The 25,881-nt window shown below is 58.0% G+C and carries 27 protein-coding genes and 1 riboswitch; of the genes, 6 read left to right on the top strand and 21 right to left on the bottom strand.

Going from position 1 to position 25,881, the window contains the following annotated elements:
• Positions 1–22 precede the first annotated feature (22 nt).
• The 11 genes from GN112_RS28025 to GN112_RS27975 all read right to left on the bottom strand — a co-directional run bounded on the left by GN112_RS28025 (position 23) and on the right by GN112_RS27975 (position 10,436).
• A complete protein-coding gene (locus GN112_RS28025; RefSeq protein WP_155313186.1) occupies positions 23–1,072 on the bottom strand; it encodes a FecCD family ABC transporter permease in 1,050 nt (349 codons plus the stop codon).
• Positions 1,069–2,187, bottom strand: coding sequence for an ABC transporter substrate-binding protein (locus GN112_RS28020; protein WP_155313185.1), 1,119 nt, complete (start codon positions 2,185–2,187; stop codon positions 1,069–1,071). The genes GN112_RS28025 and GN112_RS28020 overlap by 4 nt, the downstream gene beginning before the upstream one ends.
• A 12-nt stretch (positions 2,188–2,199) precedes the next feature.
• Entirely contained in the window at positions 2,200–3,018 is an 819-nt protein-coding gene (locus tag GN112_RS28015) for a hypothetical protein (protein WP_231717158.1), read from the bottom strand.
• Positions 3,006–3,803, bottom strand: a complete 798-nt coding sequence (gene ccsA, locus GN112_RS28010; RefSeq protein ID WP_155313183.1) for a cytochrome c biogenesis protein CcsA — start codon at positions 3,801–3,803, stop codon at positions 3,006–3,008. Before ccsA ends, GN112_RS28015 begins: the two co-directional genes overlap by 13 nt.
• 251 nt (positions 3,804–4,054) lie before the next feature.
• Positions 4,055–5,377, bottom strand: coding sequence for a tetratricopeptide repeat protein (locus tag GN112_RS28005; protein WP_155313182.1), 1,323 nt, complete (start codon positions 5,375–5,377; stop codon positions 4,055–4,057).
• The gene (locus tag GN112_RS28000) at positions 5,374–6,096 is read right to left on the bottom strand and encodes an energy transducer TonB (RefSeq protein ID WP_162459150.1); all 723 of its coding nucleotides are present in this window, start codon (positions 6,094–6,096) and stop codon (positions 5,374–5,376) included. Before GN112_RS28000 ends, GN112_RS28005 begins: the two co-directional genes overlap by 4 nt.
• A gap of 37 nt (positions 6,097–6,133) precedes the next feature.
• Complete coding sequence (locus GN112_RS27995) at positions 6,134–6,553, bottom strand: ExbD/TolR family protein (protein WP_155313180.1); 420 nt, start codon at positions 6,551–6,553, stop codon at positions 6,134–6,136.
• A 10-nt stretch (positions 6,554–6,563) separates the two neighbouring features.
• Positions 6,564–7,130, bottom strand: a complete 567-nt coding sequence (locus tag GN112_RS27990) for a MotA/TolQ/ExbB proton channel family protein (RefSeq protein WP_197743503.1) — start codon at positions 7,128–7,130, stop codon at positions 6,564–6,566.
• A gap of 41 nt (positions 7,131–7,171) precedes the next feature.
• The gene (locus tag GN112_RS27985) at positions 7,172–8,608 is read right to left on the bottom strand and encodes a MotA/TolQ/ExbB proton channel family protein (protein WP_155313179.1); all 1,437 of its coding nucleotides are present in this window, start codon (positions 8,606–8,608) and stop codon (positions 7,172–7,174) included.
• Positions 8,605–9,378, bottom strand: coding sequence for a DUF3450 domain-containing protein (locus tag GN112_RS27980; protein ID WP_155313178.1), 774 nt, complete (start codon positions 9,376–9,378; stop codon positions 8,605–8,607). The genes GN112_RS27985 and GN112_RS27980 overlap by 4 nt, the downstream gene beginning before the upstream one ends.
• Positions 9,379–9,658: 280 nt before the next feature.
• Positions 9,659–9,843, bottom strand: a riboswitch (cobalamin riboswitch).
• Positions 9,844–9,938: 95 nt separating this feature from the next.
• Entirely contained in the window at positions 9,939–10,436 is a 498-nt protein-coding gene (locus tag GN112_RS27975) for a ferritin-like domain-containing protein (RefSeq protein WP_155313177.1), read from the bottom strand.
• 248 nt (positions 10,437–10,684) lie between these two features.
• Between GN112_RS27975 and GN112_RS27970 the strand changes: the two genes are divergently transcribed.
• Positions 10,685–11,452, top strand: coding sequence for a metal-dependent transcriptional regulator (locus GN112_RS27970; RefSeq protein WP_155313176.1), 768 nt, complete (start codon positions 10,685–10,687; stop codon positions 11,450–11,452).
• Positions 11,453–11,510: 58 nt separating this feature from the next.
• On the opposite strand, the gene GN112_RS27965 is transcribed toward GN112_RS27970, so the two are convergent.
• Positions 11,511–12,296, bottom strand: a complete 786-nt coding sequence (locus tag GN112_RS27965; RefSeq protein WP_162459149.1) for an AMP nucleosidase — start codon at positions 12,294–12,296, stop codon at positions 11,511–11,513.
• Between the two features lie 171 nt (positions 12,297–12,467).
• Here GN112_RS27965 and GN112_RS27960 point away from each other — a divergent pair, with 171 nt between their 5' ends.
• On the top strand, positions 12,468–13,052 hold the full coding sequence (locus GN112_RS27960; protein WP_155313174.1) for a glycerol-3-phosphate acyltransferase: 585 nt from the start codon (positions 12,468–12,470) through the stop codon (positions 13,050–13,052).
• Positions 13,053–13,097: 45 nt separating this feature from the next.
• Here GN112_RS27960 and GN112_RS27955 read toward each other — a convergent pair whose 3' ends face one another.
• Both GN112_RS27955 and GN112_RS27950 read right to left on the bottom strand, forming a co-directional pair.
• Positions 13,098–14,012, bottom strand: a complete 915-nt coding sequence (locus tag GN112_RS27955) for a DMT family transporter (RefSeq protein WP_231717157.1) — start codon at positions 14,010–14,012, stop codon at positions 13,098–13,100.
• On the bottom strand, positions 14,002–15,054 hold the full coding sequence (locus GN112_RS27950) for a radical SAM/SPASM domain-containing protein (protein WP_155313173.1): 1,053 nt from the start codon (positions 15,052–15,054) through the stop codon (positions 14,002–14,004). The genes GN112_RS27955 and GN112_RS27950 overlap by 11 nt, the downstream gene beginning before the upstream one ends.
• Before the next feature lie 424 nt (positions 15,055–15,478).
• Here GN112_RS27950 and GN112_RS27945 point away from each other — a divergent pair, with 424 nt between their 5' ends.
• A complete protein-coding gene (locus GN112_RS27945) occupies positions 15,479–18,454 on the top strand; it encodes an ASKHA domain-containing protein (protein WP_155313172.1) in 2,976 nt (991 codons plus the stop codon).
• A gap of 79 nt (positions 18,455–18,533) precedes the next feature.
• On the opposite strand, the gene GN112_RS27940 is transcribed toward GN112_RS27945, so the two are convergent.
• The 4 genes from GN112_RS27940 to GN112_RS27925 form a co-directional block, all read right to left on the bottom strand.
• Entirely contained in the window at positions 18,534–18,917 is a 384-nt protein-coding gene (locus tag GN112_RS27940; protein WP_155313171.1) for a RidA family protein, read from the bottom strand.
• Positions 18,918–19,138: 221 nt separating this feature from the next.
• Positions 19,139–19,732, bottom strand: a complete 594-nt coding sequence (locus GN112_RS27935) for a flavodoxin family protein (protein ID WP_155313170.1) — start codon at positions 19,730–19,732, stop codon at positions 19,139–19,141.
• A gap of 229 nt (positions 19,733–19,961) precedes the next feature.
• Positions 19,962–20,573, bottom strand: coding sequence for an NAD(P)H:quinone oxidoreductase (wrbA, locus tag GN112_RS27930; protein WP_155313169.1), 612 nt, complete (start codon positions 20,571–20,573; stop codon positions 19,962–19,964).
• A gap of 97 nt (positions 20,574–20,670) precedes the next feature.
• Entirely contained in the window at positions 20,671–21,105 is a 435-nt protein-coding gene (locus GN112_RS27925) for a MarR family winged helix-turn-helix transcriptional regulator (RefSeq protein WP_155313168.1), read from the bottom strand.
• 377 nt (positions 21,106–21,482) lie between these two features.
• On the opposite strand from GN112_RS27925, the gene GN112_RS27920 reads away from it, so the two are divergent.
• The 3 genes from GN112_RS27920 to GN112_RS27910 all read left to right on the top strand — a co-directional run bounded on the left by GN112_RS27920 (position 21,483) and on the right by GN112_RS27910 (position 24,645).
• The gene (locus GN112_RS27920; protein ID WP_155309156.1) at positions 21,483–22,601 is read left to right on the top strand and encodes an IS110 family RNA-guided transposase; all 1,119 of its coding nucleotides are present in this window, start codon (positions 21,483–21,485) and stop codon (positions 22,599–22,601) included.
• 661 nt (positions 22,602–23,262) lie between these two features.
• Positions 23,263–24,399, top strand: a complete 1,137-nt coding sequence (locus GN112_RS27915; RefSeq protein WP_155313167.1) for a beta-ketoacyl-ACP synthase III — start codon at positions 23,263–23,265, stop codon at positions 24,397–24,399.
• A 9-nt stretch (positions 24,400–24,408) separates the two neighbouring features.
• A complete protein-coding gene (locus GN112_RS27910; protein WP_155313166.1) occupies positions 24,409–24,645 on the top strand; it encodes a septal ring lytic transglycosylase RlpA family protein in 237 nt (78 codons plus the stop codon).
• Between the two features lie 47 nt (positions 24,646–24,692).
• Here GN112_RS27910 and GN112_RS27905 read toward each other — a convergent pair whose 3' ends face one another.
• The 3 genes from GN112_RS27905 to GN112_RS27895 are packed head-to-tail and all read right to left on the bottom strand — an operon-like array spanning position 24,693 to position 25,873.
• Entirely contained in the window at positions 24,693–24,935 is a 243-nt protein-coding gene (locus GN112_RS27905; RefSeq protein ID WP_155313165.1) for a DUF922 domain-containing protein, read from the bottom strand.
• On the bottom strand, positions 24,898–25,536 hold the full coding sequence (locus tag GN112_RS27900) for a cyclase family protein (protein WP_162459148.1): 639 nt from the start codon (positions 25,534–25,536) through the stop codon (positions 24,898–24,900). The genes GN112_RS27905 and GN112_RS27900 overlap by 38 nt, the downstream gene beginning before the upstream one ends.
• Positions 25,537–25,582: 46 nt before the next feature.
• Positions 25,583–25,873: a 3,4-dihydroxy-2-butanone-4-phosphate synthase gene (locus tag GN112_RS27895; RefSeq protein ID WP_231717156.1), complete on the bottom strand. Its 291-nt coding sequence runs from the start codon at positions 25,871–25,873 to the stop codon at positions 25,583–25,585.
• Positions 25,874–25,881: the final 8 nt, after the last annotated feature.

Here is a 25,881-nt window from a genome sequence, read left to right as displayed (position 1 = left end):
TCTCCCCGTCTCATTAGTCCCCTCACATTTTAACGCTCCGTTTGAGCAGCAAAGCGATCACCACCGGCGCGCCGAAAAAGGCCGTAATGGCCGACAGGGGCAGTTCCACCGGCGAGAGCACCATGCGGGCAATCAGGTCGCACAGGCTGGTGACCAGGGCACCGACCAGGCAGGCACCGGGGATCAGGATGCGGTTGTCCGATGTCTGGAAGATCAGACGCGCCATGTGGGGCACGGCCAGGCCGACAAAGGCCACCGGTCCGGCCACCGAAGTGATCATTCCGGCCAGGGCGCAGGCACACAGCAGAATCAGCACGCGGAAGCGCCGGATATTGACGCCCATGGAAGCGGCGTAAGTTTCACCGAGCAGAAAGGCGTTCAGCGGTTTGCTCAAAAAATAGACCAGGGCCAGGATCAGCCCGCCGCAAAGGAGCATGACACCGATCTCGCTCCACTTGAACCCCGAGAAGCTGCCCAACTGCCAGAGCACGAAGCCCTTGATCTTCTCTTTTTCGGCCAGCGCCGTGAGCACGCTGGTAACCGCATGGCACAGGTATCCCATCATCAGGCCAACGATCAGAAGGGTGATCCCGTTTTTGACCTTTGAGGCCACGGCCACCACGATCAGCATGACCCCATAGGCACCGACAAAGGCCGCGATGGTGGTCATGAATGGCGAGAGCACGGTCATGCCTACGGTCAGGGTGGTGAGCATGACCAGCGATACCATCACCGTGGCGCCATGGGAAATCCCGAGGATAAACGGTCCCACGATGGGATTGCGGAAGTAAACCTGCAGCAGCAGCCCCGAGGTGGCCAGAAAAGCGCCGCCCAAAATCGCGGCAATGGCACGGGGAATACGGATTTTCCAAACGATCGATCCCGTGGTGGCACTGAGTTGGGGGTGAAGGATCGCCTGCCAGACCTCGGCCGGAGAAAAAGAGACCGATCCGATGCCGATGTTGAAAATCAACAGGACCAGGGTCAGGAATCCCCAAACGGTGAACCCGACCACCGGTCGACGTAAAATCATCGGGCTCAGGGCGGAAAGGCTTTGCTCAGCGGTGGTCATGATGGTGCTCCACTTTCTTGCGGATCCGTATCGGGCAGTTCCATGAAATAGCGATAGCGGTAATCCGGATAAACCTCCGGGTGAAGGATCGCGGCGATCTCGGTGAGAATGTCATCCAGATGGTCACCGGACTGGACATAATGGGGCAGCGGCACATATACCTGGCCTTCCTTCAATGGCCGGATGTCGGCCAGAAGGGGGTTCATGCGCGCCAGGGCGGCCTTTGACGTCGCACCGCTGTTCCGGGTGCGGTAGGTGAAAAAGATGTCGGCGGTTTCGCCGCTGTACAGGAAGCGTTCCACGGAAATTTCGATGCAGGAGGTCCCGTAAACATCATTGAACAGATAATCGCTTTCGGCCAGTCCGATCAGTTCCCCGACCCAGGCATTCCCCGGTTCCACCAGCACCCGTTTCTCATAGATATCACCCCACATTACCTTGGGCGGCGAGCCGCAGCCTGCCGTGCGATCCCGAATCGCGATCAGGGCCTGATTGACACGATCGAAAAAGGCGTTGGCCTCTTTTTGGCGATTGAAAAACGGCGCCAGAAACTGAACGAAGCGCATGCGGGCGTTCAGGCACATGGCTGTCGGCGTGGAGGTAACGGCACAGGGGATGCCCAATTCATCCAGCATGGGGATGGCCGCAAGATCCCAGGTGAGTACCAATTCCGGCTGCAGCTGGTTGAGGCGTTCGAAGTCAATGCTGCTGGCGTCACCCAGAAAAACGATTTTACCGGCCGCCAGCCCATTTTTGACATCGTCGACATACCAGCGTTTGGCCGGGTAGGTGACCCCGACCAGCGTGTTCTCCAGAACGCCCAGGGCCCGCATGATGGCCACATCGAAAAATCCATAGGCCACCACCCGTTTTACCGGCGTGCGCACCAGGCGGTGGGGATCCACATCGTCGGGCGCCGGCGCACCTCGGGGGACCAGGACCAGTGTGCGGCCGGCTCCGTCGCGGACCTCGGTGCGCTGGTCAGAAATGCGATTGACGGTAAACTCCCCGATCTGGATGAAATCAGCCTGTTTTTCTTCTCCGGAATTCGAACACGCGCAAACCAGCCATAGAAAAATCGGGACCGCCATCATGGCGCGAACAAATGGTTTCATCTATTGTTTTCCTCAATTTGGGATAAACCGTTCCATCAGATACATGGCCAGGCCCAGACTGAACAGCAGGATACCGGCCAGATACAAACGGACACCGGGATCATTGCGAATCGTAATATCCACGCGCACGCAGCGGTTCATTCCGCCATCCTTTTTCTTGGGTGAAAAATCTTTGAGAAAAATACCGTACCCGTTGAATCGCAAGGGACGCGTTGCCGTCAGTACGGCGCGGCGTTGGCCGGAGGCATCGATGAGCTGCAATATGGCTCGTGGAGAAAGGACCCGCCCCTTGAACGCGGGCAGGCGATCGGCCTCGTAATAAACCGGTTCAAAGTCCGTCATGACGATCCGGGCGGAGCTGTTGCCGGGCAGGGAAATGGCGACGCCGGGAATCAGGGTCCGCACATCAAGCACCTGGGCAAACAGATAACTGCACAGGTACCCGGTCAGAATCACGATCAGGGCATAATGCATGATGTGGGGCGCCAGTTTGAAAACAAACCGGTACCAGCGAAAATGCCTCCGCCGGGCAACCAGCCACACCATGCGCTGGGTGGTACAAACCAGGGTGTTGATGGCCAGCAGGGTCAATAACCCCAGCAAAATGAAGAACCATGCCGTGTGGATAAAATGATGTCTGCCGTAGGTCTGAATCCAGGAGGCCAGCCCGATGTCGTTCAACGGCTGGAATATAAACGTTTTTCGATTCAGGCAGGCATATCCCACGGCCAGATCGGCGGTCAGCGCGAGACAGACCCCCACCGTCAGATGAATGCTGCCCAGTTTGTGCCACAATCGGGAGAGCGGATGCATCCTGTTCATAACGGCCATCGAAAAGGTCCCAGGTTCGGCAGACAATTCAGACCAATGACGACGACCACACCGGCGGCGGCATAAAGATTGCGGCTGCGTGCCGACCATGAACCGGTCAGGTGCAGGTGGAGCAGGCAGATGTAGAAAAACCAGGTGGCCATCGTGGTCGTGATGGTCGGGTCATCCCAGACCACAGGCGTCCCCCATCCCAGGTAGGACCAAATCTCACCGCTGAACATGGAAAACGTCCATAAGGCAAACCCCCAGACCGTCCAGCGCATGTAGTGAAGATGGGGAACGGCTGCTCCCTCTTGCCGCGCCCCTCCCCGTCCATTTTCCGATGCTTCCTTTTTCCATCTCAATTCCACCGTGGCCCAGGCGCCGGCAACGAGAAAACAGGCCTTGCCCACCTCGCCGAACCAGAAGAAAAGATGGGCCGGCAAGATTCGGGATTTGATGAATGGGATATAGAAGTCCTTGGGGAAAACAATCGCCGCCGCCATGAGTATCGCGACCAGCGCCAGGACCCGTTGCCGGACGCGAATCCCTTCTCCGGATGGGGGCCGGCTGCAGGCCGCCATTGCGCCGAGAACCAGCGGCAGTACCGCGGAGCCGAAATACATGGGCAGCATGGGCCAGGCCAGCCGATAGCGCAGCACCACTGCCGTGGCGTTGAGCAACAGGCCGGCATAAAGAAAGTACCGCCCCGCTCCGTTTCGCCGGGCCCAGATGACTGCCGCAAAAAAACTCAGGCAGTAGAAAACCGCAGCACCGAAAAGAAGAATTTTCGGACTGATCAGCAAGACAACCCCTCACGATCGATTAGCGCTTTGTTGCTCACACAACATATGCATTTTTCTTTGTGTTTCTAAGCATTAACACCAAATGAAACCCTTTTCACCGTCATGGCGCACTAATAGTGTCGGAAGACATCCGCCGCAAAAGCAACACTGCGGTGTCATCTCTGACAGGCAGGCAGCAGCCTTCCTTGCAATGGCGGCCAAAGAAGAATTTATTTATGTAAGATTAAACGTGATCGTCCGGTCACGATAGCTCAGTTGGCTGATTGTTGCGCCAGTTGGCGCAGTGCATTGGTGGCTGATCTCTTTTCAGCCTTATATTCGGCAGCGTGGGCAAACGCGTTTTTGCTGGCCGCCCAGTCGTGCATCTGCCAGGCGGCGTACCCGGCCATCAGCCATGCCCTTCCGGCATGGCGGCCTTTTGCTCTGGCGACCTGCCGGTAGACGACGACGGCCGCGTCATATCGTTTTAGCTCATAAAGCAGTTCTCCCCTAAGCAACTGCAGGGCAGGATCGTGTGACCGGGACGCCAAGGTGTCGATCCTGGCCAGGGCCGTTTCCGGACGGCCCATTTGCTGGAACGCCGTGGCCAGGCGTTCAAGCACCCGTGGATTCGGTTTCTCCTTGAGATACGCTTCGTATAAGGGCGCGGCCTTGACCGGTATGCCCAGTTGCAGATTGAGATCGGCAAGCAGTTTTTTCTCATCCAGGGACAGCGGCGTCAGGTAGCTGTATATGGTCAGGGCGGCCAGGGCCGCCGCCTCCTTTCTAGCAGACAGCTGGACATGGGCCAGCGCTTTCCACCACTTGGCCACGGTAGGCGCCTGGCGGGTCAGCCGCTGGGCAAGGGCGATGGCCGCCTTGGGCATATCGAGCTGCACGTATTGATAGAGCAGGATCTCCTGCCATTGGATCTTCTTTTCTCCCGTATAGACCCGGGCGAGGTCACGGATGAGCGGAAGGGCCTGGCGCGGCCGGTCCATGGCCAGCAGGGACTGAACCCAGTTTTCCTTCCATTCGGGTTTGAGCGCATCGGGGTGCGCGTCCGCCAGGCGCCTGAAAAGATCCACAGCGCGGGCGTTATTCCCGGCCAGCATATGCGCGACCGCGCTGTAGTACAGGGTCTGCGGTGATTTTTCGGTGGCCGTGGCATACCCTTTTTCAAAAGCGCGCCCGGCATCGGCGTACTGCTCCAGCTCATAACAGGCCTTGGCCATGTTCAACCAGGCCGCTGTATGGGTTTCATCGCGGGCCACCACCCGCTTGTAAGCGGCAACGGCAGATGCATGCTGCTCCAGCATCAGATAGCAATTGCCCAAGGCAAAACCGATTTCCGGATGATCACCGTCGGTACCACCGGACGATTCTGCGCGGGCTTTAAACGCTTTCAGGGCCTCAACGGCATGCGGGTAATCCTCGGCCTTGATCATCGGACTGATCCTGGCCAGCACCAGCCGCACCGCCGGCGGCATGGGCTGCCGGGAGGAGTTGTCAACGGCCGACACCCCCACCGGAAACGCCAGCATGATCAGCAGTAAAGCGAGCCGCCATCCACGATGAAGTTTTGGCATGCTCATGACTGCTCCAGTTCAAACCGGATGGTCGTTTCCACGCTGGTCCTGACCGGCATGCCGGACACCGTGCCGGGTTTGAAACGCCAGGCGCTGACACAGCGCTCCACACTGCGTTCAAAAAGCCCGGCCGGCTCGGCCGCCAGAATCGTGATGTTGCCGACCTGACCATGCTCATCGACAACAAAGCGAACCTTGACCCAGCCTTCGATGCCGCGCCGCCTGGCGCTCATGGGATAGACCGGCGGGATACGGGTCAGTGTCGTCAGGGGGGCGTCCAGCTGCCCGGCGGAGAAAGGGGCCGACAGTGCACCGGCATCCACCGGTGGTGCACTTTCCATTGGTGGCAGGACCAAACTGTTCGGCGCTCCGGGAAGACGCGGGTTGATTTCAAACGGCAACGTCAATTTGGCGCGCAGCGGCCTGCGGGGAGACGCGTCCGGCTGGTGAACCGGCTTGGTTTCCGGTGGTTTCGGGGGCTTGACGGTCTGTTTCTTAACCGGGCTGTCCGGCCGTTTGATCCGGACCACATTGATCAGGGGCACCAGTGCGTCCATGGCCGTCCTTGACGGCGTGGAGTCCACCAGGTGAGGCATCAGCAGAAAAAGCACCAGGTTCAGCCCGGCGGCGATGACACCGGAGAAGAGCCAGGTTGCCCATTGGCGGCGGGCAGCGCTTTGAAAATAATTGTTATTCCCGGGCTGCCGGGTCATTGTGTCCTGCACGCCAAACCTCTTCTGCGCCATTGTTGAGACAACCGCATCACTGGTCCTGGGGAACGCTGGCCGCCAGGGCAACATTTTTCGCACCGGCCATGCGGCAGCCGTCCATTACCTGGATGGCCATGCCGGTGCTGCTGGCTTTATCGGCCACCACCACCACGGCACCTTCCGGATTTTCGGCCAGCGCCCGTTCCACATTGGCCCGCACGGCCCGGGGATCGACCTCCCGGTGGTCCATGAAAACCCGGTTGTGCGAATCGACAGCGATCAAAATCGTGGCCTTGTTCTTGACCACTGCCGTGGAGGCCGTGGGGCGGCTGACATCGATCCCGGTTTCCTTGGTGAAGCTGGTGTTGACCAGAAAAAAGATCAGCAGGATAAACACCATATCGATGAGTGGCGCGATGTTCAGTTCCGTAACGGCTCGGTTCCTGCGGCGAGCCGCAGAGATGTTCATCATCGTTTCGCTCCTAGATCTGTCTTCTCAGGTAATAGCCGGTCCGCGCGACACGCTGCTGCAAGTTACGTGCGCGGCGATCCAGAAACCCCTTCATATACAGGCCGGGAATCGCCACCAACAGGCCGGTTTGGGTCGTGATCAGGGCTTCCGAAATACCGCCGGCCATCCCTTTGGCGTTGCCCGTGCCGAAAACGGAGAGGATATCGAAAGTGTCGATCATGCCGGTGACCGTGCCCAAAAGCCCCAAAAGCGGCGCAATGGCGGCCAGAACACCGATGACGGCCAGGTGGTCGTTCAGTGACCGGTTGATGGTCAAAACGGTTTCATCAAGAATAAACCGGTCCAACCGTCGGTCATTGCTGCGCCGCTGGATAAAACCGGCCACCACCATGGAAACGGCACCACAATAACGACGCGGGTCCGGCATGCGGTTTTCCCGCAGATGGACGCTGGCGATGTTAAGGGGCATGTTCTTGCGGTACAGGCGTCTGAAAAAGAGGGCCCGGTCCACGATCAGCAGCCACATGGCCAGGCTGACCAGGGCCAGCGGCAGCATGGTCACCCCGCCGGCGCGCATATATGCCTCCAGGCGAAAGTACTCGATGGACAATGCGTCGATCACCGCTTCCCTCTGCTTTTATGGATGATGTTGACCAGGGCGACGGCCTTTTCTTCCATTTCGCCGATTTTCTTGTCCACGGCCCGGCTGAGCAGTGTCTGGGAAAGCATCAGGGGAATGGCCACCGTAAGTCCCAGCATGGTGGTGACCAGGGCTTCCGAGATGCCTCCCGACATCAGGCGCGGGTCGCCGGTGCCGTGCAGGGTGATCACATGAAACGTATCGATCATGCCGGTCACCGTACCCAAAAGGCCCATCAGGGGGGCGATCGCTGCCAGCATCCCCAGGGTAGAGAGAAACCGCTCCATGGGTGGGATCTCCCTCAGGATGGCTTCCTGAAGCGCATTTTCCATCTCTTCCCGTTGCATGTCACAGCACGTCAACCCGGCTTTGACCACCCTGGCCACCGGTATATTGGCATGCCGGTCACACACCGTTTCACAGGCGGGCCAATCTTCCTTAAGGCAGTGCGATTCAATGGTGCGAACCAGCCCATCGGCATCCAGGTGTTTGCGCACCAGGAAGATAATCCGTTCGATGACGATCAGAATGCCCACGGCCAGGATGAGCAGAATCGGCCACACAATCGGACCGCCCTTGGGGACCTGTTCCCAAAGCTTGAGTTCATGGGTCAGTTGACGCAACGCTCCGCCGCGGGAAATATCCATGGGAACCACATCGCTCTCCCCATCCATATAGCGTTCGAGATGGTTTTGCATGCGCCCGGTGGGCAGGCGCGAAAGGGCGTACAACTTTCTGCCGGCCGCGGAATAGTTGCAAAAACCCGTTTCATCACCGATCCGGTAGGCTGCCGTAAACGGCCCCAGGAGCAGCACATCGGCGTCGACGTCCCGACCGGCCCGGTCGATGATGGTCCCTTTTTGCATCGCCACCTCACTGGTCGTTTCGATCTGATCGAGCAGTCCCCGGGCCAGGGCGCGGACGTCGTCCATGCCGGGAAACCGCGACTCCTGCGCAACCGCCTGGAGAAACGATGGGGGGGTGCCACCCATGGCGGATTGCAGATTCTGGGTGATCAACCCGTCGACGTCTTTGGCGTTGACGCGGATCACACCGACCAGTTCGTTGATCATGCTGTCCGTCCGGGTCAGCTTCTCGGAAAGCTGCCCTTCCCTGTCGACCAATTGACGATATTCCGCATCCATGGTGTCAACCGTTTTTTCCAAACTGCGGTTGGCCGATTCAAGTGCGGCAATGGCCGCTTCCAGCGACACCCGGTCCTTCATGATCCGTGCCCGGCTCTCGGCCGCCGCCGCTTCGGCAGCCGCCTTTTCCGCCGCCGCATCCCTAATCAGTGTTTGCCGGGCTTCCTGGGCCTGGATCTGAAGTTCCCGCATGTCACCGGCGGCAGCGGGGAGCGCCATGGCGATCACCATCAACAGCACCGGGAATCGGCTAAAAACGATTTTTTTCATTTAACCACCAGCCTTCCCAATGGCAGATTGATCAGTTCCACCGGCTTGCGTTTGGCCGCCATATCAATGGCGGCATGAATGTCCGGATTGTAAGTGGCGGGAAGGGCCTGCCACCCGCCGGTGGCGACATTGTAAAATCCACAATGCTGGCGATCCAGGCACTGATAAAAAAGACTGATCCGGCCCAGGCGAAAAATGTCGACCAATACGCGCTGACCGTCGACGGAAATGCTTTCCTGGTAGGTTTCGATGGTACACCCGTATTCCGCCTCCACCAGCAGCGCTTCCATGACTTTGCGGTACTTCTCGCTGACGGAGACTTCCGGGTCGTTCATCAAATGATCGAGGTTGCCGATGCGTTTCTCCCGCTCAGCCAGCAGGAATGGACTGCCGCCGGCAACGGTCTCCTTCAGCACTCCGACCATCTCACCCAGAAACGGCTGGATCTGGCTGGATATCTGTTCGATATCGGACAACTGTTTTTCCTTGGCCGCAATTCTCGCCCGGGTCGATTCGAGATCCCCGGCCAGGGTCGCCTTGCTTGCCTCAAGCTGCTTCTGCTCTGCCTGCAACTTTTCGAATCGAAGAGTCAGTTTCTCCTTGTCCTGGCGCCACTTCGCCTCGGCGTCCTGCGTGGCCTGACGGGTGTCGATGGATTGCCGCACCGGTCGTTCGATACGTGCTTCGGTATCGCTGCCGATAGCCGGCAAGACGGTCGAAAATAAAAGCGAACCGGTCAACATGACCAACAGGATCTTTTTTCTGAACATTAATCACGCTCCTGATCCGTAATTAATATAGCATTCAAGATAATGTTTTTGGGCGGCGTTATCGGTCGTCGCGGTATGACTTATACAGCTTCCTCCCTCTGGCCTTGCCAAAAACATTATCTTAAACACTATAGCGAATATAAAATCGATGGGGCACAACCGACCATGCTACGCCTCAAAATAAAAATCCCGGGCCGTATAAACCATACGATCCGGGATATCCCTTTTTTACCCACAGATTGAAATTCAATTGAGGGACCACGCTGCCGTCCACGCTAACGTTTCCTCATTTACCCAGGCAGGTCTTCTGACTTTCGGATCAATCTAATGGCTGCGCCTTCCCGACCTTTCGGCCAGTGGCATTGTTGCAGCGGTCGTCCCCGATCACAGCGGTGGGCCCATCCCTGATTCTCACAGGGTTCCCTATTAAGCTTCGTTATGAGCACCTGAACAATTTGCATAAATAGCGGAGTGGAAAAAAATGTCAACATAAATTTGGTAACAACAGACCCCGCATTCCTCGCCCGATCTTTTTTTACGGGCATCCGCATCCGGGTCGGTCAGAACGGCCAGAAGCCGTTGTCGTTCCAGATCCGCTCCTTAAGTTCCGCATCGATGGCGGCGAGAAATTCAAGATGCTCCTTTTCCCATTCGGCCAGCCACCGGTACAGCTTTTTCTCTTCCGGATCCTGGGCAGACTGTCCGCGGCCGGAATAAAGGGCAATGGACCGCTCTTCCATCAGCATGGCCGCCGAAATGGCCGCGGCTTCAAAATCCGCAGCAGCAATCCGTGCCTTGACCTCCGGGGTCAATACGTTCCGGCTGATGGTTCCGGTACTTGCGGTTTCCGGTGCCCTGAATTTGCCGGTCTCTCTGAACGCCTTGTACTGATCGGAAAGGATCTTGACGTGCTGGACCTCCTCGTCCGCCATGGTCTCAAAAAAGGCCTTCACGTCGGCATTGGTGGATTGGCCGGCCGCCATGCGATAAAACGCCTTGCCCCGCTTTTCCAGCAAGATGGCGTTTTTCAGAATATCCAGGGTATTGCTTTCCGTCATGGAATCCTCCTCGGTGGATGGGCTGGTGCAATCGACCCGGTATGCAGCACCGGATTTATGGGCACACCATGATTTTTAGGAACGCCAAAATCGTCTTGACACGCTTTTGTCTGCCCATGTACTATCCCGCCATGATAATAATGGTTCCGTAAAAAGTTGCCATTCAATCTCTTACCCATAGGTCGCGGCAGAAGTTGCACAAAACGCGGTCGCCCTGCCCGACCCTTTCAGCGAACATAAGTGATGCCATGCCGAAAAGCAAGCCACTGAGCGCCAACATGGAAGATTACCTGGAAACGATTTACCATATCGTTTCCGAGAAGAGAGCCGCTCGGGCCAAGGATATTGCCGTTCGCATGGCGGTCAACAGTGCATCGGTCACCGGTGCGCTCAGACTGCTGGCGGAAAAAGGCCACATCAACTACGCCCCCTACGATGTCATCACCCTGACGCCCGAAGGCGAGACCCTGGCCCGTGACATTGTCCGCCGCCATGAAATTCTGAAGGATTTTTTCACCAAGGTGCTGGACGTGGATGACGCCGAGGCGGAAGAGAGTGCCTGTAAGATGGAACATGCCATTTCGCCGACGATTATCGACCGGCTGGTACGGTTTGTGGAATTCATCCAGATCTGCCCCCGCGGGGGTGAGGAGTGGATGGGCGGTTTCCGTCAGTTCTGCGAAAAGGCCGACGCTTTTTCCGGATGCGAGAACGCCATTTCCAAATGCCTGGATGATCTGAAAAAGCGCCAGAAGCAGTTCCAGGCGGCCAAACGGGAAGTCATCACCCTGGAAAGCCTCGAGTCCGGGCAGGTCGCCCGCCTGATCCGCGTCAAGGGAAAAGGGTCCATCGTGGAAAAGCTGAAGGAGCTGGACATCACACCGGGCAGCATCATCGAGTTGGAAAATGTTTCAGGCATTGATGAACGGGTCAGTATCAAGGTCCGCGGTTATCATCTCTCTTTGCGCAAAGACGATTTTTCCAAAATTGAACTGGAAGTCATCCCGCCAGGCTGAGTCTTTCAGCAAGTTCCCTTGGGTAATTGAAAGCGCGGCCTTGACCGCACCAATGCGCCTACCATTCACTGTGCAGCTGACGCTCCACATCCGGCCAACGGGCCTTGAGATTGGCAATCGCATCCAGGGCGATGTTCAGATGCGTGTCCATGTGGTTTTTGTAAATCTCCTCGTGCAGTTTCTTGTCCTTGATCCCACGCCGCTGCAGCGGCATGTCCGACACCAGCATGATCGAGCCGATGGGGACCTCGTAGCGGTAGGCCACCGAAAACAGAGTGGCCAGTTCCATCTCGATGGCCAGAATCCGCTGGCAGCGCAGGTAATCCACGAAATCTTCATCAAACTCCCACAGGCGGCGGTCCGTGGTGTAAACGATACCGCAACGGGGCGTGAGCTTGTGCGCCTTGACCGCACCGATGCACAGCAAATTGACCGACATGGCCGGCTGGGCCGGAAACTCGATGGGCAAATAGTGGCGGCTGCAACCTTCACCACGGATGGCGGCCGTGGGGACCACGAAATCGCCCACCTCCAGAATGTCATCGATGCCACCGCACATGCCCAGCATGACCACCGATTTGAGATTGTCCAGGTAGGCCAGGCCGTTGACCACCAGCGCCGCCTGGGGCGATCCGATACCGAAATCGATCATCGTGCAGTCCAGTTCCGGGACATTGACGATCCGGAAGTTGTTTTCGTGCATTGCGCAGCCGGTGCGGTCGGAAAACGCTTTGATATACTGCCTGAAGTTGGTGATCAGGACGTGACTGCAGAAATTTTCCAGTTTGCAGTTGGTGTAGCGCTCCAGTGTCTGCCGGATGTACTCGTGTTCTTTAAGCCCCATCGTTGCTCCCATGGTTGTAAATTGTTGCAAAGCCGCCAACCGGAAATAGAACGCTTTTGCCGGGCGATTGTCAAGTCTGCGACGGGGTTGACGACTGCGAGCCCCTTCGGCTATGAAGGCGCTTGGACAATTACCATATCGGCCTGCACCACCATTTAATCAAGAGGTGTCGTGAACAACAGCCTGCCCCTCCTTGCGATCCTGTTCGTGACGGCTTATGCTGCCGGCTCGATCAATTTTTCCATCCTCGCCTTCCGGTTTAGCGGCCGGGAGGATCCGCGCCGCCACGGCAGCGGCAACGCCGGTGCCACCAATGTCTATCGACAGGCCGGCATCGGCTGGGCTGCCGCCGTTCTCCTGCTGGACATGGCCCGCGCCATGGGGATGGCCCTTCTCGCGGTAAGCCTGCTCCCCCCGGACCCGGTCCCCTGGGTCGGACTGGGCCTGGTGCTGGGCAACCGGTTTCCCTGCTTTCACCGTTTCAAGGGCGGCAAAGGCGTGGCCAACTACCTGGGTTTTTCCGTGATCGTGGCGCCGGTATGGGCCGGTATCGGCGCCCTGGCCTGGGGAGGCGCCTTTCTGGTATGGCGCACACCGTTTCTCTCATCCTTTTCCCTGGTGGCCTGCCTGGCTGTGGGAACCATCGCCGACCCGGCGATACACGGGCCGGGAATGGCGGGGACCATCGTCACCGTTGGATTGATCGTTGCCTGTCACCACCAAAATATTCGCCAACGCTGGGGCCATCAGCCATGAAGGCACCGGAAGCGGGCCTTCAGCAGTCGGACCGCTGCCTGCGCCTCAACGCCCCTTGCGGGCAGTCAGCACCACATTGGCCCCGAAAATCAGCAGCGCGCCCAGCCAGCCGACCACTCCCAGCGGCGGATCGGAGGCCAGCCAGGGTCCCAGCAGCGCTGCCAGCAGGATTCGGGTGGAGGAGATCACCCCGCCCTCCACGGCCGTGACATACCGAAACCCCAGCGTGATCAGGAACTGCCCCGCGATTCCGCTTACCCCGCAGATCATCAGGTAGTAAAATTCGGCGGCGGAGGGCCAGGTGATACTGCGGTGAAAAACGGCAAACATTATCACCGTTCCCAGACCGAACATATAAAACAGCACGGTGTTGGCGTCATGGTGCTGCCGGCTGAGATTGAGGTAAAATATGGCGCCGCCCGCACTGATGGCTGAGAAAATGCCCCAGAGACTGCTGAGCCCAAGCCCCATCCGTTCGGGTCGCAGAATCAGCCATACCCCGGAAAATGCCACCACAACCATGATCAGGGTCACCGGATCCCGCTGGTCGCGCAGCAGTACCCATGACAGGAAGGCAACGAAAATGGGGTAAGTCATGTTCAGGATGTTGGCCTCGGCCACGGAGGTATAACGCACGGCCTGGTAAAAGCAGAAAACGGCAATGCAGTTGCCGATGGTCCGGCCGACAAGCAGGTGATAGCGTTTCGGGCGGGGCCCCTCGCGTTTGAGGATCATCACCGCGCAGACCACGAAAAATCCGAGCAGAAAACGGAAAAACACGAAATAGGCGGAATCGATGGAGACCACCTCCCGGGACCAGCGGATGGCCACGGTTGAAAAGTAGAAGCAGAAGGCGGAGGCAAAAACGGCCACACATCCGAGCACACCCAGCATGGCACGCGAACGAAACCGAATGGTGGGGAGAGTGATATCGGGCATGAACGGATCGTCAATCTTCATGGGAATGACAGCGCCAGCACAGGGGGTCGGACGCCAGGTAGTCGCCGGTGATCTGGTAGGCGGCGCCGCGGCATCCATAGCATCCATCGGCTTTCTCACAATTGCGGCAGGGGCCTTTGATCGTCTGGCGGTAGTTGCGTAAATCATCGAGAACCGGGCTGGACTGAATGATCTGTTGTAATGTGTGACTGCGGATATTGCCAATTGGCAGGGTAACGCCAACACAAGGCGTCACGTTGCCACTGGCGGTTACCAGACAGGAAAATTGGTGGCGCAAACAGCGATTGCCCACCAGCGGCGGCTGAATTTCCCATGACCGGCCATAACGCTCCCGGTCGATTCCGCAAAGTGTTTCAAAGACCCCCTTGAGGGTCGTCGGATCCACGGAAAGCCACGGGTTCTGGTTGGCACTGCCTTGGGGGGTAATGATTTCGAAATAGGGCGCGATGCCCTGATCGCGCAACCAACACCACATCCGGGGCAGTTCGGAAAGATTGGGACGGCAGATGATGGTGCTGATCGCCAGGAAGGCCTCGCCGGAAGGATAACCCGCCGTTTTCAAGTGTTTCAGGGCAGAGGCGATCAAACCGGCGGCACCCTCGCGGCCGGCCAGGCGATCCTGCAGCGCCGGGTCGAAGGTGTTCATTTTCAAGACCACCCGAACCCGGCGCGCGTGGAGCCATTGGGCAAAATCGGCGCTGATGCCGCTGCCGTTGGTGAACATCTCCACCGCCATGCCGTGATCGAGAATAAAATCGATCATCTCCCGGATCCGGGGATAAATGCTGGGCTCACCGCCAAGGATGATGATGCGCCGGGCACCCAAATCCCTGGCCTGGACCAGGACGTCGCGAATCTCGTCAGGGGTCAGTTCCATGTCCAGCTCCCGCTGGGTCGGAACGTAGCAATACGGGCAGTGAAAATTGCAGCGCAGGCTGAATTCGATCTCCATGGTCAAAAGTCGCTTTTCCGAGGCAGCACGGGCAATAGCACCCCCATCAATCTCAAACTCATGCAATCGGTTGTTGATGCTGCACGCCATTCATCGGTCCTTTCCGGGTTGGTTGTGCTGCGCCTCGAAACAGATGGTCAAGCTATTCAAAATCAACCGCCGTGTCAAGCCGCCACCCCATGGCCGACAGGGCAATCGCATTTGGATGTATCCTGGTCGGTGGTGTGATCGCAAACCCATCGCCCTGATTCAATCAATACCAAATGCAAAAATCCAAATGTCAATTGAAGGATCCTATCGATTATAAATGAACAGAATACCACCATTTGGCATTTGGTATTGGTATTTAACCTTCAAAGGCGCTAGGTTCAGGAGGAAAGGGATGCGAAAACCAAATGCGGTCACTCTGATCATTTACTCACAATACCTTGACCCTGATCCTGTGGTGTATTAACAGCGAACTTTGCTCCAAAGGACCGTTTGATCGAACATAAAGAAGGAACAAGCATCTGAAATGTCACCAGCGAAAGCAAGACCAGCGGGAAAAGACACGATTTCAATCATGATCGCCGGGCTCCTGGCCGGCCCTTCGCGGCCCGGCCAGGCATTCACCATGCCCGGGGTGAACTATGACGGCCTTTATAAAATGGCGCGCCGGATCAAAGCCTGCTTCGACAAAGACACCGGCAGCGCGCCGGTCTGCCTCTGCACGGACGACCGCGCTGTAATGGCCGCAACGCTCCTGGCCACCCTGGCGGGCGGTCCGGACCTGTTCATCCCCCACGATCTTTCGCCAACCCCCCTGGACGAAATGCACGCTCAGGCCGGTTTTGACCGTGCCATCTGCCCCACCGGCGATCCCCTGCCGGAGGGGGTCAAACCCATTGATGTGACCACTCTATCCGACGAAACGGAAAGCCTGGCTGGCAGGAATGACCCGGACCCCGATCGTACCTGGGTCCATCTGTCCGGCAAAAACCCTTCCGGTGAAACTCGCCTGTGGTCCAAAACACCGCGCAACCTGCTTGCCGAAACGGCGTATCTGAGCGACAGGTATAAAATCGGCAGCAACGATCGTATCCTGGCGACGATCCCGGCCCTTGGTGGCTATGGCCTGCTCTTTTCCCTGCTGCTCCCGCTGACGGTTTCGGCCCGCGTGGTGGCCGGGCACCCGAATTCAACCGACACGCTGGGTCGTCAATTTGCCGATGCCCAGCCCACGATCCTGGTGAGTGTACCGGAGCATTACCGCGACCTCAAAGCGGCCTGGCCGGCAGAGGGAGCCCTGCGTTTGGGATTTTCCGCAGGCGAGCCGCTGGCCAAGTCCGACAACGCGGACTTCCTCAACGCCACCGGAGTAAATCTGGTGGAGATTTACGGCAGCACGGCAACCGGGGGCATCGCCGCACGCTGCCGGGCCGACGGCGAGTCGGCCTTTGTCCCTTACAACGGCATCCAGTGGCGCGTGGTCGGCGAGCAACTGGACATCCGCTCACCCTTTCTTTCCGCTGAACTGCCGACGCGCAGCAGCGGTTGGCTGACCCTCGACGGACAGGTCAAGCCCAATCGCGGCAATGGATTCATGGTGGCCGAACCCCGCAGGCCGGAAACGGACAGCCCCCTGAAAGAATCGGACCGGAAGGCACCCCAGCCGATCGTCACCTTCGAACCGTCCGGCCTACGGTTGCCCCTGCTGGCCAACCGCACGCTCCATGAGCTGGCCGCCGACAACGGGATTGACATCCGTGCCGATTGTGGTGGCAGCGGGGTTTGCGGAAAGTGCCGGGTTCTGGTCGATCCGGCCGAAAATTTCTCGTCCCTTACGCCGGCCGAGCTGAAAATGCTCACCCCGGAGCAACTGGCCGACGGCTCCCGCCTGGCCTGCCAGGCCCGGGCCACCGGGGAAGGAACCGTCACCATCCCCGACACCCTTGCCGAAAGCGCCGAAACCCGGGGCAAAACCGGCATCAGCGGCAGCTATCCGGTGGATCCGATGATCCGGCGCCTGACCGTGGCATCCCCGTCTCCGGGTGTGAAAAGCGACAACCTCCCGGAAAGCTTGCTGGACTGGATTTCCAACAAGGCCGGGGAGTCGCTGGCCACCACCATCGATGTCGCCGCCCTGCGCCAGCTGGGCCGATACCGGGGAAACCTGAAAGGGTTTACCCTGGTTCTGCACGAAGAGGCCGGCATGCGCCGCATTCTCGAAGGCGAGCAGACCACCAGCCTCGGCTTTGCCGTGGATCTGGGCACCACGTCGGTGGCCGGCTACCTGTGCAACCTGGTCACCGGCGAACTGCTGGCGGCCGATGCCTGTGTCAATCCCCAGCGGCGCTTTGGCGAGGACGTCATCAGCCGCATCTGCCGCATCAACGAAAAGGATATTTACCTGGATCAGTTTCAACGCCTGGCCGCCGAGGCAATCAATTTTCTCATGCAGCGCTGTGTGAAGCAGATCGGGGTCCGCATCGATGAAATCGATGAAATCGCGATCTGCGGCAACACCACCATGCAACAGGTGGTCGCCGGCTTGCACCCCCATGGTCTGGGCGCATTTCCCTACTTTCCCCTGATACTGACCCCACCGGTGTTCAGCGCCGGTGATCTGGGTCTGGGTAGCGACCCCGCCGTACCCGTTCTTCTCATGCCGGTGGTATCCGGCTTTGTGGGCGGGGATACCATGGCGGCCATTCTGGCCGATCGGCCCCATGAGCGGGACGAGGTCACCCTAATCGTGGATATCGGCACCAACGGCGAGTTGGCGCTGGGCAATCGGGACGGCCTGTGGGTCACCAGTTGCGCCACCGGTCCGGCCCTCGAAGGGGCCCAGATCTCCTGCGGCATACGCGCCGTAACCGGTGCCATCCACCGCGTGTGGGCCGAGGATACCGGCCGGCGGATCAACTATGAGGTTTTGGGAGAAGAAGGCAAAAACCGGCCCTTGGGCATCTGCGGATCGGGAATCATCGATGCCATCGCCAGCATGCGGCAAATCGGGGTCATTCTGCCCAGCGGCCGGCTGGATGAAACCAGCGATCAGGTGGAACGCGACGAGAAGGGCGTCGGGCGTACCTATACCCTCGTGCCCCGAGAGCAGAGTGCCACCGGCAGCGATATTTCGATGACCCTGAAAGACATCCGCCAGATCCAGCTGGCCAAGGGGGCGCTCTCCGTGGGAATCGAGTTTCTCATGCGCAAAGCGGGCATCGACCGCATCGACCGCACGGTACTTACCGGTGCGTTCGGCGCCCATTTCAACTGGGAAAACGCCCTTGCCATCGGCATGCTGCCACCGGCCGTGGCCCAAAGCCGGGTCGTGGCCAAAGACAACCTGGCCGGCGTCGGGGTGGTCATGGCCCTTTTGGACCGCAAACTGCGCGTCGAGGCACGCGACCTGTGCCGCCGCCTGCGCTATCTGGAGCTGGCCACCCAGTCTGACTTCGCTATGGCCTTTGCCCAGGCGACGATGTTTCCGGACAACGATACATAGTGCCCACCCAGATGTTAAACAGGGCGCTACGGCCTTGATTTGGCATTTGGAAACCGGGTCGTCGATACAGTCGTCGGGATTATTCCACCGCGGCCGTGCATTTGATCTCCACGCATGCCCCCTTGGGCAGGGCGCTGACCTCGATGGCGGCGCGAGCCGGCCGGTGTGCGGAAAAATACTCGCCATAGATGGCATTGAAATCGGCAAACCTACCCATATCGGTCAAAAACACCTCCACGACGGTGGTCTTCTCCAGGCTGCTGCCGGCAGCCAGCAGAATCTGCTTGAGGTTTTCCAGGGCCTGGCGGGCCTGGCTCTCCAGATCGTCCCCCACCAGTTCACCGGTGGCCGGGTCCATGCCCAGCTGCCCGCTGACAAAAACAAACGGCGGAGCCACAATGGCCTGAGAATAAGGGCCGATGGCGGCCGGGGCGCGATCGGTATGAACGGTTTCCAAGATCATTGTAAACTCCTCTCGTCCTCGAATCCCAATTTTCGTCAGTTCAGGCAGGGTCCTGCAATCCCCCACCATTCGATAAGGTTGCCGGAAATAAATAATTCCCCCAGATCGCGCCGGATCTGGGGTCGTCTACAAGGCGCCGCCACCCGTGCATATCAGGGAATATGTGCGAGTGGCGGCAACACGGTAGACGGGCGCAAAGACAAGCAGGATGGGGGAATTATTTATTTCCGGCAACCTAACTCCCGGGCCAAGGCAATCCCCGCGTCATAGGCATCTTTCAGCATGTCCGGATGCTCCAGAATATCCCCCTCGCTTTCGATATGGCGAAAAACCAATGACTGCCACAACTCCATATACAGCGCATCCATGAAATAGCGGACACTCAAAATGGCCCCATCAAACAACCGTTTTCCCCCGGTGGAACCGACGGAGACAAACAGCCCTTTTCTGGGATATGTCTTTTTGCCAAAAGGCTTTTTATCGATCCAGTATTTTTTAACCCAGAAGGCGTTGCAACGGTCCATAAAGGCCTTGGTGTGGGCACTGACCGCATAGAAAAAAATGGGTGACGCCAGCATCATGCCATCCATGCGGTCCAACAGCGGTTCGATCTGCCTGAAATCGTCCTTGATCACACACCGCCCGGTCTGCTTGCACCCGTATATTTCCAGGCAAGGAGAAATTTTCAGGTCGCGCAGTACGATTTCGGTCACATCGGCACCCGCGTCACGGGCGCCTTCAACAGCATGTTTGAGTAAATTGGCGGTGTTGCCTTTACGGCGTGGGCTGCCATAAACGGCGGCGATTTCTGCCATGGAGCGATCTCCGTTTCATCATTTATAATTGAGGAAGAGACAATCTATCACTTCGCGCTCCGATTCGCAAATCCAATGACGCACCGGGGTTGGCCTTGCCACGAACCGTGCCGGCAACCCCGATGGCAAAAAAAACCGGGGGGAACCTGGCGGTCCCCCCCGGCAATCAATGGATCATGATTGTTTTTTGTTTTTAGCGTGGAATCCGTGCACCAACGGTACCGTCTTGCTACCCTTTCAGCTTGGCCGCGATCTGGGCGACATGTTTGCCCTGGAATCTGGCTCCGGCCAGTTCGTTTTCACTGGGCAGGCGCTCTCCCTGGCCACCGGCGATGGTTGACGCGCCGTAGGGGGATCCCCCGGTAACCTCGTCGATGCGCATCTGGCCCTGGAAGGCATAGGGCAGGCCCACAATAACAAAGCCGTGGTGAAGCAGCGAAATGTGGGTGGACAACAGGGTCGCTTCCTGGCCGCCGTGCTGGGTTGCCGTGCTGGTGAAAACACTGCCTACCTTGCCGATCAGGGCGCCGCTGGCCCAGAGCTGTCCGGTGGCATCCAGAAATTGACGCATCTGGCCACACATGTTGCCGAAGCGGGTCGGCGTACCGAGGATCACGGCATCGGCTTCGGCCAGTTCTTCGACGGTACAGACCGGAACATGCGCAAAGGCCTTCTGCGCCTCGAGGGCGCCCATCTGCTCCAGGACCCCCTGGGGAAGGGTTTCGGGAACGCGGCGCAGAATCGCCTCGGCGCCGTCGACGTCCCTTACGCCTTCGGCAATGGCTTCTGCCATTTGATGAACATGACCATAGGTTGAGTAATATGCAATCAGTACTTTCATAATCGTCTTCTCCTTCAAATCATTCTATTTCTTGTCGGTGTATTCCATGAACGAACAGAAAAAATCGTTTCCGGTTCAGCCATTGCCCGTCCGGTTGTCATCCCATGGCCACCGTCTGGGCATGATGGCCCAATTTTTTCAACAGCCTGACCAGCTCACAGCGTTCCTGGTCACTCAAAACAGCGGCGATCGATTCAAGGTTGCGGGCATGCTTGGCATAAATGCCTTCGATCAGTCGGCGCCCGGTGGAGGTCAGGTGCAGTTGAAAAGAGCGTCCATCGCAAGGATCCTTGATCCGTTCGACCAGGTTCCTGGCCATCAGCCGGTTGGCCGCCGCGGTCATCGACCCGCTGGTCAACAGCACTTTCCTGCCGATGGTGTTGATGGGCAGCGGCCCCTTGTGCAGCAGGGCCTCGAGGATACCGAAGTCACTTGGGATCAATCCGGATTGAGCAATACTGGTGCGATCCGCTTTTTCGACGGCGCTGGCCGCCCTGGCCAGTACCAACCGTATGTGTGATCCTGTTTCCATGGTCGGAAAGGTAACCGCATATATCTTGATGTCAAGATATATCCAGCTTTTTTTTAACCCGCGGCCAACCTTCAGCAGGCCCTTGATACAGCGTCAACCGTTGCCGGATGGCCCGGATTTTGTTACCCATAAGTAGAGATCCGGAACGACCAAAAACTTTGCCCATCTGCCCTTTGAGGTGGCGTTCATGGGCATTCTGGTGTAAAGGCAGGTCGACAACCGCATTGATCCAATGCGAAAAGGCATTGTCTATAGACAATATGGTTGAACGTTAACCAAGACGGCAATAAAAAGGCCTGCCAAACCTTGAAAACGTGGGTTATAGTGAGCGGTCCGTAAAAAACCTAACTACAGAGCCAAAATCAAGGAGGCAGGCCATGAACAAGATAGTAAAGTATGTTGGTTTAGATGTCCACAAAGATTCGATTACCATTGCTATCGCCGATGAAGGACGTGACGGAAACGTTCGAGTGTATGGAAAAATCAGCAACGACCTGGGGCAGATTGATAACGTCATGCGAAAACTGATTTCACAAAACGCCGAATTGCATTGTGTTTACGAAGCAGGTCCGTGCGGATATCCGATCTATAGGCATTTAACAAGCAAGGGGATCGATTGCGTTGTCGTTGCTCCAGCGTTGATCCCCAAAAAAACAGGTGATCGGGTTAAGAATGATCGCCGTGATGCAACCCACCTGGCGACGCTCCACCGTTCCGGAGAACTGACGCCGGTGTATGTCCCCGATCAGGCCGATGAAGCGCTTCGTGACCTGGTACGTGCACGAAAAGACATCCAAATATCGCTCCGCAAAGTCAAACAACAGATCAATGCCTTTTTATTGCGACAAGGAATCAGTTATCCAGGTAAAAGCAAATGGGGTAAAGCTCATTTAAATTGGCTGGCGGAGCTGAAAATGCAGCATCCTGCCCAGCATATTGCCCTTACCGAATACCTGGACGCCATGGAAGACCATGAGGCCCGCGTTAAGCGCATCGAAAAAGCGATTGAGCAATGTTGCCAAACCAGTCGACTGCTTCCGGTTATCGAGGCTCTGCAAGCGCTCAGGGGGATTTCTTTGCTCAGCGCGGTGACCGTCGTCGCTGAACTGGGGGATCTGAGCCGTTTCGATACGCCGGCACAGCTGATGGCCTATTTGGGTCTGATCCCATCGGAGCATTCAAGCGGTGGCACCATCAAAAAAGGCCCCATTACCAAAACCGGCAATACCCATGCCCGCAGGACGTTGATCGAATCGGCTCAGGCCTATCGTATGCCGGCCCGGAAAAGTAAGGCGATCCGTAAACGCCAGGAAGGCTTGCCGGACGATGTTTTGGATATTGCCTGGAATGCACAGCTACGACTATGCCACCGCTACCGCAGGTTGATTGCAAAGGGCAAAAACCATAACGTGGTCATCACCGCGATTGCACGCGAGTTGGCCGGTTTCATCTGGGCCATTGCCCGGGCTGTTCCAATCGTGGCCGCTGAAAGATGATTTGTTATAGCGTGGAAACCCAGGCCTATCAAGGCCAAGCCCTAAAGGGTGCTCCCTAAGGTCGCAGCCTTGACAGCCCTGACTTTCCACGCTGGGTGGGAATTAGCGACGGCGAGAGAAGCGCGACTGTTGCTCCGGCTCAAGAAGCTGGATAAGTACTTCTCTATAATCGATGATGCAAATAGAAAAAGAACTTATTGATTTTAAAAATGCTCAAGAAAGGATCGGCTTTATCAAAGAACAAATATAGCCATCGAGCTTTTGGATAGGGGCGCGGTCGCGGTTTGGAGAACCCTCGAAAAAGCTATCGGAATAGGCCTTCAGGCCGAAACTCCCGTCTTTAGACCGAGGCAGCTCCACGACGAAGCCTAGTCAGGCGGTATCCAACCCGCGAATATCAGAGTGCTCTACCGTCGTTATTGCAGACCCCGCCTCTATCCAAACGCTCGATGAAAATTATTGGCCCAAGTTTTTTGGGTATGGATAGGTTTTTCTCTTGACAAGTGTTCAACCATATCAGCTTTTACGATAATGTTTTTGGCAAGGCCAGAGGGAGGAAGCTGTATAAACCATACCGCAACGGCCGATAACGCCGCCCAAAAACATTATCTTGAAGGCTATACTAACGCAACACGAACGTTGCAGAGCATAAAGGACCGATATGGCACCATCCGCCCAACCCCGGGTCGTTATCAGCGGCAGCGGCCTGTGGACCCCCGAAAATGTCGTCACCAATGAGGAACTGGTCGCCAGCTACAACGCCTGGGCCGCCCGATACAATCAGACCCACGCCGAGGCCATCACCGCTGGCGAAATGGACGCCAAGCCCGAGGGGTCAGAGGCCTTCATCGAAAAGGCCGCCGGAATCAAACAGCGCTATGTGTATGTTAAAGAAGGCATCCTGGACATCGACCGCATGCGCCCGATCATCCCGGAACGACCGGAAGAAGCTCTCTCCGATCAGGCTGAAATCGCCATTCAAGCGGCGCGGCAGGCCATGTCGGCGGCCGGCAAAACCGGCGCTGACATCGATGCGGTGATCGTCTCATGCGCCTATACCCAGCGGGCCTACCCGGCGATTGCCATCGAAGTGCAGGCGGTTCTTGGCATCGACGGTTTCGGATTCGACATGCTGGTGGCCTGCTCGGCGGCGACCTTCGGACTGCACCGCGCCTACGAGATGGTAGCGGCCGGCACGGCCCACTGTGTGCTGGCGATCAATCCGGAACTGATGACCCCTCAGGTCAACTACTGCGACCGGGACAGCCATTTTATTTTCGGCGACGTGGCCACGGCAGCCATCGTCGAACGCGCCGACACCTGCACGGGCCGGCACAGCTTCGATATCCTCGGCGTTCAGGCTCAGACCCGTTTTTCCAGCAACGTGCGCTCCAATTTCGGCCACCTCAGCCGGGCCAATGATGTGGCCCCCTTCGGGCCCGACAAGTTGTTTCACCAGAATGGTCGCCGAGTCTTCAAAGAGGTCTGCCCCCTGGCCATCCGGCACATGGCCGATCATATCGACCGGCATGGACTGAGCGTGCCCGACATCAAACGCTGGTGGCTGCACCAGGCCAACATCCGCATGAACCAAATGATCTGCACCAAGCTGATCGGACGTGAGGCCACCTTCGACGAAGCACCGATTGTGCTGGACCGTTATGCCAACACCGCCTCGGCCGGCTCTCTGATCGCCTTTCACCTGTACCACGCAGACCTTCAGCCCGGCGACCACGGGGTGATCTGTTCCTTTGGGGCAGGCTATTCCGTCGGCAGCCTGGTGGTGCGCAAGCGCTGACGGTGTTCGGTGTGTCCATTAGGGGTCAATGGCCTCAGCGCCGCCCACAAGCATCTGCCCCTTCCCATTTTCGTTCGCGTTACCAACCTCTCCAACCGGCGCAGCATCGTCGTGCGGGTCAACGACCGGGGCCCCTTCGTGGCCGGCCGCATCATCGACCTGAGTGCCGGCGCGGCCAAACGCCTGGGGTTTTACGACCAGGGGACCGCCCGGGTACGGGTGGAAACGGTGGAGCTGGAAGGCTGAATCCCACAGCCTTCTCCCTTTCTCCAATGCCCAAATACACTTGATTTCTATTGGAAATCGGCGCCGTCCAGGGCGCCATGGCCGCTTTGCCGGTCGAATTGGATTTCGCTCTGTTTGACCGCGTCGATGATCTCCCGGGCCAGGGCATTGGCATCCGCATTGAGCCGTTTGCAGAAAGGACGCCGCCCCATGGTGGCGACCCGGTCCTCGATTTCCTGGGCAGCCTCCACGCCGAAGGCGGCATGCCGGTCTTCATGGCAGTATGGCGACGGCCCGCACGGGCGAACCATCACCGTCCTTGATATTCAGCGGCAGGCAGCTGAAAAGGAAACGGTCGGCAGGGATCGCGGTCAGGTTGGTCAGGTTCTCCACAATCACCATGCCGGCCGCCAGCAAACGATGGTGCACCGGCAGTCCCGGTGCATCCAGCGGGTCGGCCGACAGGGTATCCAAGCCCACCCCCTTCAGCCCGGCATGGGCCAGCCAGTCGGCAGCCGCCAGGCTGACCACGGGAAAATCGGAAAAATAACGGGCACCCCCCCAGTAGCGGCTCCAACCGGTGTTCAGGATCAGGTAGTCGGATCCCAAAATGGCCTTTTCGTGGACCGCCAGATCGGCCGGTTGAATCGGGCCATCCTCCGTCCGTGACCGGTCCAGAATAAAGGCCAAACCGCAGAAGGTCTCCACAGGCAGCTGATCCAAGGTCTCTCCGGCTGCGAGGATATGCGCCGGGACATCCAGATGGGTACCGGTATGTACGCTGAAAGTAATGCGTTTTTCCCGGTATCCATCGGTGTCGATGCGGGCGCTGTCCGCGAACCGCGGCGGCTCAGTGCCGGGGAAAAGGGGCATTTGCGCTTCAAGAACATGGCTCAGGTCGACGATCCGCATGGTAGATAACCTCATCTATGGGGTTGAGGGCCTACCGGACAATGGATTACCCCGCCTTTTTCATCAGGCTCCGGCGATAGGCCACCAGGTCCGCAATGGTGAGAACGGGCATCTGATGTTTTCCCGAAAAGGCCACCACTTCGGGAAGGCGCGCCATGGTACCGTCCGGGTTGGTCAGCTCGCAGAGCACTCCGCAAGGCTTCAGGCCGGCCAGTGCCATCAGGTCCACACTGGCCTCGGTATGGCCGGGACGTTCCAGGACGCCGCCGCTACGGGCCTTCAGCGGGAAAATATGACCGGGGCTGTTCAAACTGTGGGAACCGGCATCAGCGGCCACCGCCGCCC

Origin of the sequence: Desulfosarcina ovata subsp. ovata (assembly GCF_009689005.1) — a bacterium.
Classification (GTDB): Bacteria; Desulfobacterota; Desulfobacteria; order Desulfobacterales; family Desulfosarcinaceae; genus Desulfosarcina; species Desulfosarcina ovata.
This window is presented reverse-complemented; position numbering and strand designations above follow the sequence as displayed.

What these genes read in the sequence shown, in the direction of transcription:
- GN112_RS28025 (WP_155313186.1), bottom strand. Translation starts at nt 1,072, where the DNA reads ATGACCACCGCTGAGCAAAGCCTTTCCGCCCTGAGCCCGATGATTTTA.
- GN112_RS28020 (WP_155313185.1), bottom strand. Translation starts at nt 2,187, where the DNA reads ATGAAACCATTTGTTCGCGCCATGATGGCGGTCCCGATTTTTCTATGG.
- GN112_RS28015 (WP_231717158.1), bottom strand. Translation starts at nt 3,018, where the DNA reads ATGGCCGTTATGAACAGGATGCATCCGCTCTCCCGATTGTGGCACAAA.
- GN112_RS28005 (WP_155313182.1), bottom strand. Translation starts at nt 5,377, where the DNA reads ATGAGCATGCCAAAACTTCATCGTGGATGGCGGCTCGCTTTACTGCTG.
- GN112_RS27995 (WP_155313180.1), bottom strand. Translation starts at nt 6,553, where the DNA reads ATGATGAACATCTCTGCGGCTCGCCGCAGGAACCGAGCCGTTACGGAA.
- GN112_RS27990 (WP_197743503.1), bottom strand. Translation starts at nt 7,130, where the DNA reads ATGCGCGCCGGCGGGGTGACCATGCTGCCGCTGGCCCTGGTCAGCCTG.
- GN112_RS27985 (WP_155313179.1), bottom strand. Translation starts at nt 8,608, where the DNA reads ATGAAAAAAATCGTTTTTAGCCGATTCCCGGTGCTGTTGATGGTGATC.
- GN112_RS27980 (WP_155313178.1), bottom strand. Translation starts at nt 9,378, where the DNA reads ATGTTCAGAAAAAAGATCCTGTTGGTCATGTTGACCGGTTCGCTTTTA.
- GN112_RS27975 (WP_155313177.1), bottom strand. Translation starts at nt 10,436, where the DNA reads ATGACGGAAAGCAATACCCTGGATATTCTGAAAAACGCCATCTTGCTG.
- GN112_RS27970 (WP_155313176.1), top strand. Translation starts at nt 10,685, where the DNA reads ATGCCGAAAAGCAAGCCACTGAGCGCCAACATGGAAGATTACCTGGAA.
- GN112_RS27965 (WP_162459149.1), bottom strand. Translation starts at nt 12,296, where the DNA reads ATGGGGCTTAAAGAACACGAGTACATCCGGCAGACACTGGAGCGCTAC.
- GN112_RS27955 (WP_231717157.1), bottom strand. Translation starts at nt 14,012, where the DNA reads ATGAAGATTGACGATCCGTTCATGCCCGATATCACTCTCCCCACCATT.
- GN112_RS27950 (WP_155313173.1), bottom strand. Translation starts at nt 15,054, where the DNA reads ATGGCGTGCAGCATCAACAACCGATTGCATGAGTTTGAGATTGATGGG.
- GN112_RS27945 (WP_155313172.1), top strand. Translation starts at nt 15,479, where the DNA reads ATGTCACCAGCGAAAGCAAGACCAGCGGGAAAAGACACGATTTCAATC.
- GN112_RS27940 (WP_155313171.1), bottom strand. Translation starts at nt 18,917, where the DNA reads ATGATCTTGGAAACCGTTCATACCGATCGCGCCCCGGCCGCCATCGGC.
- GN112_RS27935 (WP_155313170.1), bottom strand. Translation starts at nt 19,732, where the DNA reads ATGGCAGAAATCGCCGCCGTTTATGGCAGCCCACGCCGTAAAGGCAAC.
- wrbA (WP_155313169.1), bottom strand. Translation starts at nt 20,573, where the DNA reads ATGAAAGTACTGATTGCATATTACTCAACCTATGGTCATGTTCATCAA.
- GN112_RS27925 (WP_155313168.1), bottom strand. Translation starts at nt 21,105, where the DNA reads ATGGAAACAGGATCACACATACGGTTGGTACTGGCCAGGGCGGCCAGC.
- GN112_RS27920 (WP_155309156.1), top strand. Translation starts at nt 21,483, where the DNA reads ATGAACAAGATAGTAAAGTATGTTGGTTTAGATGTCCACAAAGATTCG.
- GN112_RS27915 (WP_155313167.1), top strand. Translation starts at nt 23,263, where the DNA reads ATGGCACCATCCGCCCAACCCCGGGTCGTTATCAGCGGCAGCGGCCTG.
- GN112_RS27905 (WP_155313165.1), bottom strand. Translation starts at nt 24,935, where the DNA reads ATGGTTCGCCCGTGCGGGCCGTCGCCATACTGCCATGAAGACCGGCAT.
- GN112_RS27900 (WP_162459148.1), bottom strand. Translation starts at nt 25,536, where the DNA reads ATGCGGATCGTCGACCTGAGCCATGTTCTTGAAGCGCAAATGCCCCTT.